Here is a 13,293-nt window from a genome sequence, read left to right as displayed (position 1 = left end):
TTACGGCTCCGACGGCGCCCGCTCGACGCCGCCGATTAACGACGCCAGATTTGTGCGGATTCGGGCAGCCGGCAACAACTACCGAGTGCTGACCGAGCTGGAAGGCAAACCGCTGTTTTTGCCACGCGAGGCGCGGATGTATCCGAAGCAGGCGGCGATTGAATGGCGGATGGCGATGTTGCTTAGGTAATCGATACCAAAAACCTGGCGGTTGCCGCTCAAGAAAAGTGCTGGTGCGATTTCGATGAGGGTTATCGTGTGACCGCGCTTTTCGTGGCTTCACGCATGCAGTGCCTTCAATCTCGCGCGGTAGTCGATCGCCTCAAGGTGAACCGATGCGCTGAGCATGCCGCGCAGAATGAAAAGGCGTGGTGCTCGCGCAAAGTCGAAGACACGATACAGGCAGAAAGCATCTTCAGCCTCTTCGGAGAATTCCAGCTCATTCTGGCTGACGATGAACGGTGTGAGAGCGCCGCCATTCGTCGTCTTGACTTCGATGAAGCGAGCGACCTCATTTGGCTCAAATGAAAGGATGTCGTAGCCGGCTCCGTCACCGCAGCGGTCTGAAATCCAATCGATACCAGAGATCAGGTCGGGGCGACTCTCGCCGATCAGACGGGTCTTCTCGAAATCCATGACCCATGTCTCTCCGCTGCGACCTAGCCGTCGGTTGTGCTCGTCCCGAGCCGCAAAATCCAGCTTCCTCGGCAGGCGTTTGCGACGCTGGCCCTGTGGGGCCGCGTCCGGTACCGGAGGCGCGATCAATACGCCACGGTAGTTGCGCTCGCCGGGGGTGGTGCGGTCTTCCAGCGCATCAATGATCTTGAGAAGCTCGGCCCTTGAGCGCTGGACCTCATCAATGACGACCTTCTGGAGCAACTCCTGCACGTTGGACCGTGGTTTGTACCCCTGGATATATGGAAGTCCGAGCTGGTCGAGTATCGCTGAGATGTTCTGGTGCTTCATCTCGATCGATGCCTTGCTTCGTGATTGCAGACGTGTCTGCAGTGCAGCGTTGTGCTCCGACTTGTTGTAGGGCAGGCCGTTGGCTTCATATCGGAGCATCTCGAAGTAGTCTGCCACGATGGCTCTGACCTCTTCGAGCGTCCAGTCCTGTCCGATCCGGACGACTTGAAAGCCGAGCCCGGTCAGCAAGGTGTCAACGGTGGCCTCCCCGCCACTGAAATCCGAAGCTCGAAGGGGGCCAGCTTCGGGGAACGCGTACCCGTAAGCGGCGCCAACAATCGCCTTCGAGTCGTACAGGCGCCCGGTAGCTTGGTCGCGGACCATAAATTCGCGAGACTTCCGAAAGCCGTATTTCTCCAAAAAGTAGGTTCGACCTACCCGGTCAAACTCGCCCATCGCCTCACGGATCGAGGCCGCATCACGAATATCCTTGATACCCATGGGAAATTTGCCTGCTTTGGGTTGGCCGAAGACAGTAGCCTAAGCCGGATACCTGCATTGGCGAAAGTGGTTTTGGGCTAGGTGGACGAGTTGAGAACGATGTGAACGGGACGGGGCACATTGTCGTCGCGCTACTTTTCGCTCATGCCACCTTCTCCCACGGCAGTTCAACGTCCGTGCGCCCGAAGTGCCCATAGCTCGCCGTCTGCGCATAGATCGGCCGCTCGAGCCCCAGCGACTCGATGATCCCCTTCGGCGTGAGCCGGAAGCGCTCGCGCACCAATGCCTCCAACTCCTCGTCCGGCCGGCTGCCCGTGCCGTAGGTATCGACCATCACCGACACCGGTTCGACCACGCCGATCGCGTAGGCGAGTTGGACCAGGCAGCGCCGCGCCAGGCCCCCAGCGACCAGGCTCTTGGCAATGTGCCGCGCCATGTAGGCCGCCGAGCGGTCGACTTTGCTCGGGTCTTTTCCGGAGAAGGCGCCGCCGCCGTGCGGGCAGGCGCCGCCGTAGGTATCGACGATGATCTTGCGCCCGGTGAGTCCGGTGTCGCCCTTGGGGCCGCCGACGGTGAAGCGGCCGGTGGGGTTGATCAGGGCCTCGAAGCCCGGGCTGCGCAGCTCTCTCGGCACGACCGGCTCGATGATGTGGCGCAGCACCTCGGCTCGCAGTGTGTCGGTGTCGATGGACTCGGCATGCTGGGTGGAGAGCGCCACCTTCTCGACCGCGACCGGGCGACCGCCCTCGTAGCGCACAGTGACCTGGCTCTTGGCGTCGGGCCTCAGCCAGGGCAAGGCGCCCGACTTGCGCAGCTCAGCCTGCCGACGCACCAGCCGGTGCGCGAAGCTGATCGCCAGCGGCATCAGCTCGGGTGTCTCATCGCAGGCGTAGCCGAACATCAGCCCCTGGTCGCCGGCGCCGAGTTCGCCGTCGGCCCGGTCTACGCCCTGGCCGATCTCGCTCGACTGGTGGTTGAAGGCGATGCGGATCTCGCAGCGGCGCGGATCGATGCCGGTTGCGGCGTCGGTGTAGCCGATGTCGGCGAGCGTCTTGCGCACGATGCTTTCGGCCGCAGTCTCGATGTCGCGGAAGACCGCCTCGTCGCGTGTCTTGAATTCGCCGGCGACCACCACGTACTGGTCGGCGAGCAGGGTCTCGCAGGCGACGCGGGCGCTGGGGTCGCGGGCAAGAAAGGCGTCGAGGATGCGGTCGGAGATCTGGTCGGCGACCTTGTCGGGGTGGCCTTCGGAGACGGATTCGGAGGTGAAGAGGTAAGTGTGGTTCGTCATTGCTTAAAGGTCTCGATGGGAGCGGGCCGGCGCCGTGATGCGGATACGCCTGCACGCCGGGGTTCCGAGGATCAACTGATTGTCCGATCGTTGCTGTCAGTCGGCGCCGGATGCGTCGTCTGTCATGGGCCAGTCCGGGGAGATGGTCATCGGCTCATCGGGGAAGATGACCACGGACCCGTCGTCGAGGATCTCCCGCAGTCGCTGATGTAGAAAGCCAGGATCTTCGATGGGCTTTGCATAAAACACCTTGGCAGTGGGACCCACCTCGGCCTTGACCCGGCGGGCTAGCTCGACCCCATCCCGGTGGAAAGCCTCCCAGTCCATTTCGTGCTTGCCGGACCAGGGGTCTGCCCTGCAAAAGCACCCGTACCATTCATGCAAATCCTGGAAGAGGGCATCGGAGATCGGGTGCGGGCCACTCCATCCCCCCGAGTCCGCCCCGAGGGTGTAGCGCGAATCCACCCCTTCGACCCGACGCCAGGCGAACGCGTCGCCGTAGTCGGGAGAAATCATGTAGCTGGCGGTGATGCCGTCATCCGGTTCGTGGTTGTCGTCGTTGTGCATGTCTGCTCCTCTTTAGCGGCTTTACCAATGTGGCGGGGGCCGTAAGCTGGATCAAATCCCCCCTGGTCCTGACTGCTTCCCGCCGGCACGGGCCGATGCCGGCAGGTGTTCGATTACACGACGGGCGTGCGGTCGTAGCGCACGATGTCTTCGCCGTCATAGACGAAGCGGATCGTCCAGCCGCGCTCGGCGGCGATGCGGTTGGCCGCCTCGACCTCGGTATGGAGCTCGGCGGCGTAGTAGCTGCTGCCGGGGCAGTCGCCCTCGATCACGACGATCCCGAGCGCCTCCATCAACTCAGGATCTTCGCGCAGGAAATGGTCGTACGCAGCCCCCTGGGCGTCGCCGGTCTTGTAGTAGGCCTCCCACTCCTGGCAGGGATCGGGCGCTTCGGAGAGCCAGTCGTCGATGATCCTGTCGATGCTGGTCCGATCAGTGCCGCTGGCCTGCTGACACCACTCGAGCCACTCGTCCTCGACCTTCTCGTCGAGCGTCGCCTCGTCGAGCGCGGGATCCTGCTCGAGCAGGTGCTCGCGGTAGAGCGCCTGGATGGGGTCGTAGAGGTCGTAATGACTCTCGAGCATCGAGGCATCGACGTCGCTCGCGTCGCTGAAACCATAGGCGTCGTAGCGCGTGGTGTGCTCCTCGAAGTTGGCGTACGAGAGTGTGCGGAATTCGCTCACTTCGAACAGATCCCAAGTCTTCTCGGCTTCGGTCCAGGCCGTGTCGACCTCGGCATTGGACGCGGTGGCCAGATCCAGGGGCAGGGCGATCGAGGCGCCGAACGAGGTCAGCGCCTTGAGGAAAGTACGGCGATCCATGACGGTCTCCTCGTTCACGCTGCGGCGGTGCCGACCGAGGCGCGGATGAGCGCCTCGGAGGCAGCCAGGATGGCCGTGAGTTCATCGTCCGCCGGCGTTGCCGCAGTGCCGTCACGGCGCCACTGCCACTGCTGGCCGGACTGCTCGACGTGGTAGCCGTGCTTGGAGAGGTAGAGCCGGATCAGTCGCTGAACGGCCTTGATTGCTTTGTCGCGGGACATGCTCGCCTCCAGAACAGAAGCGCCCTCTTTAGCGGTATGCGTTTAACGTCCCCCGCAAGTGGGGCTAAATCAGGGACGGGATGCCGTTGCGGCATGGGTGAAAGACTACCGGGCCGGCCGAGCCTGCGGGAGAAATTCCCCGCAAACTGTGCTCGGCCGCGCTCGGGCGGGTGGCCTTGCGCTAGCGCTAGAGGACGATGTCGGACTCGTGCCGGGCCGCCTCGGCGTTGGCCTTGGCGAGCGCTGCCTGCCACTCGCGGAAGAAGCGTTCGCCGAGGAGGTGACGGGCGAGCACCGCGCGAAGGTAATCGGAGAGCGGTTGCTTCGCGGCGTCGGCCAGGTCCTGCAGCTCGAGCTTGATCCGCGCGGGCAGGAAGAGCTTGAGGTCTTCGGTGGCCTTGCCCAGGTGGCGGGCGTTGATCTCGCGGGGTGTCGGCCCTTCTTCGGTGGCGCTGCGGCGGACGGATCGCATGATCTCGGCTTTCTCCAGTTCCTTGAGCCGCGCGCTCATTCGACGCTTCAGATGCGCGAGTTCCGCCCGACCGAACACATGCTCGAAGAGAATCCAGCGCAGCACGTCAGGCCGGCTTGCGTCGTGCTGATCGCAGAGCACATCGATGGCAGCGACCAGCTTCTCGGGGAGCCAGAGCTTGATCGACACCGCATTGGTGCTGAAGTCCTCCGCCTCGAGCGCGCTGGGGCTGATCTCGCTGACGTCGCCCATGAAGCGCGAGCCACGGGTTGCGTAAGGCCACATGATGATTTTCTCCTCCTATGACCGGGCTCAACGCCAGCCGAGCCAACTTGGGCGGATCGGCAGGGGCTCGCTCGACGCTTGGCGCAGAGGCGCGCTTGTCTGCGCAGGCGGGAAGGGATTGGGGACGAACTTGCCCAGCGCCTCGCGCTGGCTGGGGGTCAGGCGCCGGTCGCCCGTGCATTGCGTGCTGATCATGGTGATGCTCCTCGCCCCCTGTTGAGCCGGCGTGACCGGCCTCGCGGGGGCGAAGAGGCGGTGACGCTTTAGCCGGTATTTGTCATCCGCCCCGGCAAGTTGTCGTTAATGCCGGCGGTTGGACCGTTGCCGATCCTGGGGTGCTGCCTGGTCGTCCCGGATCACCACGGTGATGTCCGGGTCGTGTTCGGCGGCGGCGACTGCCGCCTGCCATTCCTGCGCCGAGAGCACATCCTCGGTCCACACGAAGGCGTTGTGCATCAGCCGACCGGTGAGGCGCTTGCCGTCGTCGAGGACGACGACTTCGCGCGGTGCGGTGCGGGCGGCCGGGTTGCGGCGCCGACGGCTTTGCTTGTACATGGCGTTTCTCCTGTCGATGTTCGAGCCATTCCGATGCCTCGCCCCGGACGGGGGAGGGCAGCGGTCAAAAGGGCTCGAGTGCATCGATCAGGTCACGCCGGTGCTTCCTTCGTGGTGTTGTTCAGTTACCGCAAAAAACAAAAAGACCCGTCGGCCATGCAGGCTCAGCGGGTCTTGCGTGGCCGCTTTAGCTGAATTTATTACGCTGAATCTATTACGCGCCCGCAAGCTGTGTTCTCGAATCGGCGCGATGGCTGGAGTAAAGCGGATGAGCGTTCACGTTGTCAAGGTCAATGCCGGGCTCAGGAGGGCGGCTGCGGGCCTGACCTCGCCACCATTAGGGCCGCGAGAACGGGAGAACAGATTACCGTAAAAGTCGCTCATGACTGGCTCTGCGCCAAGCTGTTGGCCCAGTCCTGCAGCATTCTATGCACTGGACGCTCTATCGTCAGCTCATCGCGCCGGATACAACTTCTGCTGGCGCATGAGTCCGTCCTCGGGTCGTTCTGTTCCCGCTACCGCGTGCTGACCGAGCTGGAGGGTAGCTCGCTGTCTCTCACCCACGAGGCGCGGAAGTCTCCATAGAGGAACGCGACTGATCGGCAATTCGCGATGCTATCTTACATTGACGGTAGGTCGTGACAGTCTGAGCTGGCTACGCTGTGCGCGGTTATGGGGGGGCGAACATGGGGGGGCGGACATGGGGGGGCGGACATGGGGGGCGAACATGACTACGATGAGGAAGGATGCCGTGGCGAATGTGCCGACGCGCTTCGTTGATTTTGCGCTGCGAGCATGGTGCGACGGTTCGTATTTGCAGGTCATTGCGCACGAGACGCCGGCGGGGGCGATGCGACGGCCCGAGGTCGTGCGGGTGGGGCCTTTCGAGCGAGCGGACTGGGCGCTGCCTGCCGATGCATCGTTGCGCGAGGCTGCCTCATTCGGACGGCGGCTCGCAGGTCTGGTATTTCCCGACGAAATCTGGCGGCTTCTCCGTGAGAGTCTCGCCGTGGTGGCGGCGAAGCCCGAGCTCGGCCTGCGCCTGCGTTTGTGCCTCGACGACTCCCTGATCGATTTCCCTTGGGAGTATCTGTATCGTCCCGATATCGCTTCCGATGACACCTTGAGCGGCTTCCTGTTGCTGGACGGGAGGATCTCCCTCGTTCGCGAGCCGGCCTCCGTGCTGGTACGCACGCCGCCCGACGACCGCACCCGGCGGGCGCTTTTCGTCGGAACCTTCTTCCAGGATGGCTCGGACCGCTGGGGAGTGAAGGTCGAGTACGACAGCCTGCGCGCAGCGCTGCGGCCCTTGCGTCGCCTGATCGATTTCGAGTTCGCGCGCGCCGACGCGGACGCTGCGGTCGAGCGCGGCCTGCAGTCCGGTTGCGATGTCTTCCATTACGCAGGCCACGTCGAGGTGCGCGCCGGGCGTGGGGTGCTGATCCGCTGCGCGCATCCCGCTCTCGGGGCCGGAGGCGCGGACGGCTTGCAGCTCATGGCGGCGGATGCGGATCCGTCGGGTAGCCGGGAAGCGCAAGCATGCACGGGCAATTGGGCCTGGAGCGATCAGCTTGCGCCTCGGTTGGTGGGCGCTGGGGTGCGCCTTGCGGTATTCAATGCTTGCAATAGTGGAGACTGGCGTTTCATCCGCCCATTTATGCACGCAGGGGTGCCGGTTGTGATCGGCGTGCAGGGGGTGGTCAGCAATATTGCCGCACTGAACTTCGCCGAAAAGCTCTATCGCTCGCTTGCGGTGGGGCTATCGATCGATGAGGCAATGACCTACGCAAGGCTTTATGTGAGCGACCCCCAGCATTCCGGCTATCCGGGCGACTGGGGTCGCTTCATGTGCTACATGCCGGCAGAAACGGCGACCCTGTTCCCGCGCAGCGGACGTGGCGCGCTTGCGCGCAGCCAGCGCGAGTTGCGTGCCGAGCGCGGGGAGACAGTGGATGCGGTCCGCCTGCGCGCAAACGAGATCGATGGCAGTGGGGTGAGCCGCATGCTGTCCGAGATCGCGCAGCACACCGTGCTGATTCTCGGGCGCTTCACCGCGCAGCGGAAGGCGATTCTTGACCTGTTGCGCCGCGAACTGTCCACCCCGCCACGGCATTACGTACCCCTGCTCTTCGATTTCGACCGCCCTGGGGACCGCGACCTGATCGAATCTATCGTGCGCTTTGCATCGGTGTCGCGCTTCGTGATCGCGGATGTGTCCTCGCCCAACAGCATTCCTGCGGAGTTGCAGGCGATCGTGCCGAATTTCCCTTCCTTGCCGGTGGTCCCGATCATTGATGGCCGCGAGCGCGCCTACCCGGTCATGGACAACCTGCTGCGGCGGCCATCGGTCCTTCCGGTGGTGCACTACGAGGACGCAGCGCATCTGCGGGCGATCCTCGAGGAGTGCATTCTCTCGCCCGCCGAGGGACTCTATGCTCGCTTGCGACCGCCTTCCACCGACCCCGCAACGCCCGCGCCGTCCGTATCCCAATAGGCGGCACGGGGGCGTGCGCGCACGGGGCAAGGCGCGGACATGCCGATGTTTGCCCACAACGCCTCGTTCGACGCCAGGTTCCGGGATGCGGAGCTCGCGAGGATCCGGTGCAGCAGGAAGCAGGACTTCATGTGCTCGCTGCTGCTGTCCCGACGCCTCCTGCCCTCTGAACCCAAATACAAGCTCGGCGTCCCGGTCGAGTAAGCCGATCTGCCGGTCGCCGGGCGTTACGACCGTGCGCTTGCCGATGCCGAGATGGCCGCGAGCCTGCTGCTTCTGCTTGAGGATGAGCGGCGGCTCCGGCATCAGGTGCCAAGGGTGTCGGTCGATCTGCTGCGGCAGATCCAGCGTGCGTCGAAGGCGCAGTTGCCGGCTGGAAGAACTGATCGAGCGTGTCGCGGCGTCCCCGGAGGCGCGCCGTGCGTCCCGACCAACCCGCGCGTCGGTCACCCGCAGGCTGGAGGGGAAGGCGCGGCGGCGGTCGATCAAGGCTGCGCGCGGAAAGGTCAGCGACTGACGGATCGGTGCCCTCGAGGCTCCGTCAGCGTCCCGCGTCACTCGGCGTCCAGCAGGCGCGCGCACTCGTCCATCATCGAGCGCGCCAGCTCCGAGTCGTAGTTCGGATCGAGCGCTTCCATCATCTCGTGCGTGGTGTAGAGACCCGCTTCCCGTGACAGCGAGCCGGCGATCTGGCGCGCCAGCCCGTCACTGAGCGCGGAGAGCTGGCGGCGCTCGGCCAGTGGCAGTGCGCGCTCGCTGCGCCGGAGCCAGTCGGCGATGAAGCTCGCACCCTGGGCCTCGGTGAGCCACTGGCCATGCTCGTAGTGGATCGACAGGCGCTCGGCAGTGAGCGCGAAGATCAGCGCGGCGCGCGTTCCCCGGCTGTCTGCGGGCGGTGTCGGGCGGGGAGGTGGGGACATGGTGTAACGGCCAGGTTGGGTCAAGAGACGGCCGGATGCTATCAGCCCTCTGCCGGTTTTAAAGCACAGTTGTACTGTGCAAATTAAAGTGGCTTAATAGACACCATGAACACCGACGCCTCCCCAAGCTATCCCCTGGCCGAGTTGGCCGTGCTCGCGGACCTGCCGCCCCGCACGGTGCGCTACTACGTGCAGATCGGCCTGGTCGACCGCCCCGAGGGCGAGACCCGGGCGGCCCGGTACGGCGCTCGGCATCTCGAGCAGCTGCTGCAGATCCGCAAATGGACCGCTGCCGGCGTCTCGCTCGAGCGCATCCGCGAGTTGCTCCACGGTGCGCCGCCGCCGGTGCCGCCTCGCGAACGCGCCATCGGCAGCGTATCGGTGTGCAGCCATCTGACGGTCGCCGAGGGCATCGAGGTGGTGATCGATCCGCAGCGGGCGGGGCTGAGTCCCGAGGCGGTTCGGCAGTTCATCCAGGGCGTGATGACGGCCTTCAAGGCGGCCCAGGGTGAAGAAGACGGTGCTTCGCAGGTGGATCCGGCGAACACGAACAAGAACGAACGACAGGCGGGAGAGCCATGATGCAGCAGCAATCGGCACGACTCGAGACGGGCGCGGGTGAGGCACTGACGCTCAAGGGCGCCCGCTTTGAAGGCAGTTTGCGCGGGACGCTGTTCGAGGCGAACCTCGAGCAGCGCTTTGCCAACCCCTTCGAGCGCCATGTCGAGCTCGTCTACACCTTCCCGCTGCCCTGGGCGGCCGTCCTGCTCGGGGTCGAGGTCCAGATTGGCGATCGCCGTCTGTCCGGTGCGGTAGTGGAGCGAAAGCAGGCTGAGCAGGGCTACGAGGACGCCATTGCCGAAGGCAACACCGCCATCCTGCTCGAGCAGAATTTCGATGGCAGCTACACGCTGAACCTGGGCAACCTCGCACCCGGGGAGACCTGTGTGGTGCGGCTACGCTACGCCCAGGTGCTCCAGTTCGAGCAGCACGGCCTGCGCCTGGTGGTGCCCACCGTGATCGCCCCGCGTTATGGCGATCCGGTGGCCGATGCCGGCTTGAAGCCGCACCAGGTGGTCGAGCATGATCTGATGGTCGTGCATCCGTTCGAGCTCAGCCTGCGCGTCGAGGGCGCCCTCGCACGGGCCCGCATCGGCTCGCCGAGTCATCCGCTGTCGATGCGCCTGGAAGGTGAGGGCGAGACGACGGCGATGGTCGTGTCGCTTGCGCGCGGTGGCTGTCTTGATCGCGATTTCATCCTCGTGCTCGATGAGGTTGCACAGGATTCGCTCGCCCTGTGTGCGCAGGACACGGTACAGCCGGGCGCGGTCAGCGTGCTGGCGAGCTTCTGCCCGCGCGTGCCGGCGTCGGTTCATCCGCTCGCGGTGAAGATCCTGGTGGACTGCTCGGGCTCGATGCAGGGCGACAGCATCGCCGCCGCACGTCGCGCGCTGCAGGCCATCGTCGCCGGTCTGCGCGAGGGGGAGCGGTTCTCGCTGTCACGTTTCGGCAGCACGGTCGAGCACCGCTCGCGCGCGCTGTGGCGAACGAGCCCCGCGACCCGGCTGGCCGGGCAGCGCTGGGCGGCAGGCTTGCAGGCCGACCTCGGCGGCACCGAGATGGAGAAGGCGCTGGATTCCACGTTGGCCCTGGCCGGCGATGCTGACGCAAGTCCAGGTGCTGGGGAAGGTGCCGCGCCGGTCGATCTGCTCCTCATCACCGATGGCCAGATCCACGCCATCGAGGGCACGGTGGCGAAGGCGCGCGCGCTGGGCCACCGGGTGTTCGTCGTCGGTATCGGCAGCGCCCCTGCCGAGGATGTGCTGCGCCGCCTGGCCGAGGAGACCGGCGGGGCCTGTGACTTCGTCGCACCCGGAGAGGCCGTGGAACCGGCCGTCCTGCGCATGTTTGCGCGCCTGCGCTCGCAGCGCATGGCGTCCCTGGCGCTTGTGTGGCCGGCCGGTGCGAAGCCCCTGTGGGTGAGCGCGCTACCCGGCTCGGTGTTCGACGGTGACGCGGTGACCGTGTGGGCACGCTTTGCGCAGGTGCCGGATGGGACGGTGCGTCTGGTCGGGACGCGTACGCACGCCGTGGCGCCCGAATCGCTGGGCGAGGCCTGCCTGACGGCTGTGGAGCATGATTCGGCGCTCAGCCGTATGGCCGTGGCTGCGCAGATCGAAACCCTACTCGCCGCCGAGGGCGCCCACTCGCGTCAGGCGCTGGAACTGGCCGTCGCGTATCAGCTGGTCAGCCCGCTGACGCATTTCCTGCTCGTCGAGACGCGTGCCGAAGCCGACAAACCGGCGGACATGCCCGATCTCGTGAAGGTGCCCTCGATGCTGCCTGCCGGCTTTGGCGGCCTCGGCAGTCTCGACTTCTGCATCGACCCCTGCATGGCGCCGCTCAGCGTGAATGAGGCGCCGGAGCATTACGGCTCGCCGGCTGCGGCAAGCGGTGCGTATCTCGACTTCGACGATGCCTTCGATGCGCCCATGGTGCTGCGCTCGGGTCGACGTGCAGATCACGGCGATACGGCCAACAAGGCTGGGACCTATGACATCCCGGCGTTCCTGCGCCGAAGCTCGAATCAGGATGGCTGGCAACCACCCCGGGACGATCCGCGTTACTGGTGTGCCGAACCGCATTACACAGGTCTCACGCCCCTTGGGCTGACACAGTGGCTGCGCAGTCACCCGCAGGCCGAATGGCCGCAAGGCTATGCCGAGCTGCGCCGAATCGGTCTCGGTGCGGCGGTGCTCGACTGGCTCGAGTTCGTGTTGGCTGAAGGGGAGGGTGAGTCGCTGGTGGTCGCCTGCTTCGTCCAGGTGATGGCGCAGCGCGATCTGCACGAAGCGCTGCTGTCGGACACCGGCGCGCTTGGTAGGCTCAAGGTCTTGGCACAACGCGTGGCACCGGGCGCGGCGATGAAGGTCAGGCAGGATGACCCTGCGGCTGCGTCGATCCTTGCTCGCCTGCAGGTGTTTGTAAGTACGCTGCGGGCAGAGCGCTGGCCCGACTGCGTCTTTGCGCTCCAGGAAGGGGCGTCGGCGCTCGAACAGTCGGGTGTCGGCGTTGGATAGAGGCAGGGAAACGTAAGGGAGCAGTCATGCCCGTGAAGACCGTCCTCGACGGCAGCGCCGTACCGGTCAGGATCTGGACCGACGACATCGACGAGGGCTCGAAGGCGCAGCTCGCCAACATCGCGAGCCTGCCCTTCATCCACCACCACGTCGCTGCCATGCCCGACGTGCATCTGGGCATCGGCGCGACCATCGGCTCGGTCATCGCCACCCACCAGGCCATCATTCCGGCGGCGGTGGGTGTCGACATCGGCTGCGGCATGGTCGCCGCGCGCCTGTCGCTCACCGCCAACGACATCGACGAGAAGCGACTGAAGAGGGTGTTCGATCAGATCAGCCGTGACGTGCCGGTCGGCCGCGACCAGCATGCTGACGGCCGGGTGCTGGCCGACGTGGTGCGCCCCTTCGAGCCCGGCCTCAAGGCCTTGACCGAGCGCCATCCGCAACTGCTCAAGGCCTTCGGCAAGTTCTCCAAGTGGGCGAACCAGATGGGCACGCTCGGCGGGGGCAACCACTTCATCGAGGTCTGCCTGGACGAGCATGAGCGCGTCTGGGTGATGCTGCACTCGGGCAGCCGGGGCATCGGCAACGCCATCGCGACGTACTTCATCGAGCTGGCGAGAAAGGACATGGCGCGCCACATGATCCACCTGCCTGATCGCGATCTGGCCTACTTTGCCGAGGGCAGCGAGCACTTTGCTGATTACGTCGAGGCGGTGCATTGGGCGCAGGAGTACGCGATGGCCAACCGCCAGGCGATGCTGGAGCTGGTGCTCGCGGGACTGGCGCGCCACCTGCCGCGCTTTACCGTCACCACCGAAGCGGTGAACTGCCACCACAACTATGTCGCCCGCGAGCACCACTATGGCGCCGATGTCTGGGTGACGCGCAAGGGCGCGATCCGGGCGGGGCAGGGCGAGCTCGGCATCGTCCCTGGAAGCATGGGGGCGCGCAGCTACATCGTGCGTGGCAAGGGCAGCGCGGAGAGCTTCTGCTCCAGCGCGCACGGCGCCGGCCGGCGAATGAGCCGCACGGCGGCAACCAAGCGCTTCACCGAGGCCGATCTCGCACGCCAGACCGAAGGGGTGATCTGCCGCAAGGATAAGGGCGTGGTCGATGAGATTCCCGGGGCGTACAAGGACATCGACGAAGTGATGGCCAACCAGCGCGACCTCACCGA

At 65.4% G+C, this 13,293-nt stretch carries 14 protein-coding genes and 1 pseudogene; 6 read left to right on the top strand and 9 right to left on the bottom strand.

The genetic code is table 11. The annotated features are described in order from the left end of the window. Positions 1-190: hypothetical protein (locus ACMV5O_RS20830; RefSeq protein ID WP_416165237.1), on the top strand; the 190-nt coding region annotated here is incomplete at its 5' end. A gap of 89 nt (positions 191-279) precedes the next feature. Here ACMV5O_RS20830 and ACMV5O_RS20825 read toward each other — a convergent pair. From ACMV5O_RS20825 to ACMV5O_RS20790, 8 genes are all read right to left on the bottom strand, one after another. After that, complete coding sequence (locus tag ACMV5O_RS20825) at positions 280-1,407, bottom strand: DUF3883 domain-containing protein (RefSeq protein WP_416165236.1); 1,128 nt, start codon at positions 1,405-1,407, stop codon at positions 280-282. 142 nt (positions 1,408-1,549) lie between these two features. Next, the gene (gene metK / locus ACMV5O_RS20820; RefSeq protein ID WP_416165235.1) at positions 1,550-2,698 is read right to left on the bottom strand and encodes a methionine adenosyltransferase; all 1,149 of its coding nucleotides are present in this window, start codon (positions 2,696-2,698) and stop codon (positions 1,550-1,552) included. A 96-nt stretch (positions 2,699-2,794) separates the two neighbouring features. Continuing rightward, on the bottom strand, positions 2,795-3,265 hold the full coding sequence (locus ACMV5O_RS20815; RefSeq protein ID WP_416165234.1) for a hypothetical protein: 471 nt from the start codon (positions 3,263-3,265) through the stop codon (positions 2,795-2,797). 113 nt (positions 3,266-3,378) lie between these two features. Continuing rightward, on the bottom strand, positions 3,379-4,086 hold the full coding sequence (locus tag ACMV5O_RS20810; RefSeq protein WP_416165233.1) for a hypothetical protein: 708 nt from the start codon (positions 4,084-4,086) through the stop codon (positions 3,379-3,381). A 14-nt stretch (positions 4,087-4,100) separates the two neighbouring features. After that, positions 4,101-4,307 (bottom strand): hypothetical protein, encoded by a 207-nt coding sequence (locus tag ACMV5O_RS20805; protein ID WP_416165232.1) that lies wholly within the window; start codon positions 4,305-4,307, stop codon positions 4,101-4,103. A 187-nt stretch (positions 4,308-4,494) separates the two neighbouring features. Next, the gene (locus ACMV5O_RS20800) at positions 4,495-5,064 is read right to left on the bottom strand and encodes a hypothetical protein (protein ID WP_416165231.1); all 570 of its coding nucleotides are present in this window, start codon (positions 5,062-5,064) and stop codon (positions 4,495-4,497) included. Positions 5,065-5,091: 27 nt separating this feature from the next. After that, entirely contained in the window at positions 5,092-5,259 is a 168-nt protein-coding gene (locus ACMV5O_RS20795) for a hypothetical protein (RefSeq protein WP_416165230.1), read from the bottom strand. 105 nt (positions 5,260-5,364) lie between these two features. Beyond that, a complete protein-coding gene (locus ACMV5O_RS20790) occupies positions 5,365-5,619 on the bottom strand; it encodes a hypothetical protein (protein ID WP_020691133.1) in 255 nt (84 codons plus the stop codon). Between the two features lie 736 nt (positions 5,620-6,355). Between ACMV5O_RS20790 and ACMV5O_RS20785 the strand changes: the two genes are divergently transcribed. Together ACMV5O_RS20785 and ACMV5O_RS20780 are read left to right on the top strand one after the other, a co-directional pair. Then, a complete protein-coding gene (locus ACMV5O_RS20785; RefSeq protein WP_416165229.1) occupies positions 6,356-8,113 on the top strand; it encodes a CHAT domain-containing protein in 1,758 nt (585 codons plus the stop codon). A gap of 36 nt (positions 8,114-8,149) precedes the next feature. Continuing rightward, positions 8,150-8,485, top strand: a pseudogene (locus tag ACMV5O_RS20780) (exonuclease domain-containing protein); the annotation flags it as partial. A 182-nt stretch (positions 8,486-8,667) separates the two neighbouring features. On the opposite strand, the gene ACMV5O_RS20775 reads toward ACMV5O_RS20780, so the two are convergent. Further along, on the bottom strand, positions 8,668-9,033 hold the full coding sequence (locus ACMV5O_RS20775; RefSeq protein ID WP_416165228.1) for a hypothetical protein: 366 nt from the start codon (positions 9,031-9,033) through the stop codon (positions 8,668-8,670). A 105-nt stretch (positions 9,034-9,138) separates the two neighbouring features. Between ACMV5O_RS20775 and ACMV5O_RS20770 the strand changes: the two genes are divergently transcribed. The 3 genes from ACMV5O_RS20770 to ACMV5O_RS20760 form a co-directional block, all read left to right on the top strand. Next, positions 9,139-9,615, top strand: coding sequence for a helix-turn-helix domain-containing protein (locus tag ACMV5O_RS20770; RefSeq protein WP_416165227.1), 477 nt, complete (start codon positions 9,139-9,141; stop codon positions 9,613-9,615). Beyond that, positions 9,612-12,113, top strand: coding sequence for a VIT domain-containing protein (locus tag ACMV5O_RS20765; protein WP_416165226.1), 2,502 nt, complete (start codon positions 9,612-9,614; stop codon positions 12,111-12,113). The genes ACMV5O_RS20770 and ACMV5O_RS20765 overlap by 4 nt, the downstream gene beginning before the upstream one ends. A 26-nt stretch (positions 12,114-12,139) precedes the next feature. Continuing rightward, positions 12,140-13,293, top strand: a 1,154-nt coding sequence (locus tag ACMV5O_RS20760; protein ID WP_416165225.1) for an RtcB family protein, incomplete at its 3' end; no start/stop codon positions are given.

This window comes from Thauera sp. WH-1 (assembly GCF_047806685.1).
Taxonomy (GTDB): Bacteria; Pseudomonadota; Gammaproteobacteria; order Burkholderiales; family Rhodocyclaceae; genus Thauera.
This window is presented reverse-complemented; position numbering and strand designations above follow the sequence as displayed.

Excerpts from the sequence above, each read along its gene's own strand:
- ACMV5O_RS20825 (WP_416165236.1), bottom strand. The coding sequence starts at position 1,407 with ATGGGTATCAAGGATATTCGTGATGCGGCCTCGATCCGTGAGGCGATG.
- metK (WP_416165235.1), bottom strand. The coding sequence starts at position 2,698 with ATGACGAACCACACTTACCTCTTCACCTCCGAATCCGTCTCCGAAGGC.
- ACMV5O_RS20815 (WP_416165234.1), bottom strand. The coding sequence starts at position 3,265 with ATGCACAACGACGACAACCACGAACCGGATGACGGCATCACCGCCAGC.
- ACMV5O_RS20810 (WP_416165233.1), bottom strand. The coding sequence starts at position 4,086 with ATGGATCGCCGTACTTTCCTCAAGGCGCTGACCTCGTTCGGCGCCTCG.
- ACMV5O_RS20805 (WP_416165232.1), bottom strand. The coding sequence starts at position 4,307 with ATGTCCCGCGACAAAGCAATCAAGGCCGTTCAGCGACTGATCCGGCTC.
- ACMV5O_RS20800 (WP_416165231.1), bottom strand. The coding sequence starts at position 5,064 with ATGTGGCCTTACGCAACCCGTGGCTCGCGCTTCATGGGCGACGTCAGC.
- ACMV5O_RS20795 (WP_416165230.1), bottom strand. The coding sequence starts at position 5,259 with ATGATCAGCACGCAATGCACGGGCGACCGGCGCCTGACCCCCAGCCAG.
- ACMV5O_RS20790 (WP_020691133.1), bottom strand. The coding sequence starts at position 5,619 with ATGTACAAGCAAAGCCGTCGGCGCCGCAACCCGGCCGCCCGCACCGCA.
- ACMV5O_RS20785 (WP_416165229.1), top strand. The coding sequence starts at position 6,356 with ATGAGGAAGGATGCCGTGGCGAATGTGCCGACGCGCTTCGTTGATTTT.
- ACMV5O_RS20775 (WP_416165228.1), bottom strand. The coding sequence starts at position 9,033 with ATGTCCCCACCTCCCCGCCCGACACCGCCCGCAGACAGCCGGGGAACG.
- ACMV5O_RS20770 (WP_416165227.1), top strand. The coding sequence starts at position 9,139 with ATGAACACCGACGCCTCCCCAAGCTATCCCCTGGCCGAGTTGGCCGTG.
- ACMV5O_RS20765 (WP_416165226.1), top strand. The coding sequence starts at position 9,612 with ATGATGCAGCAGCAATCGGCACGACTCGAGACGGGCGCGGGTGAGGCA.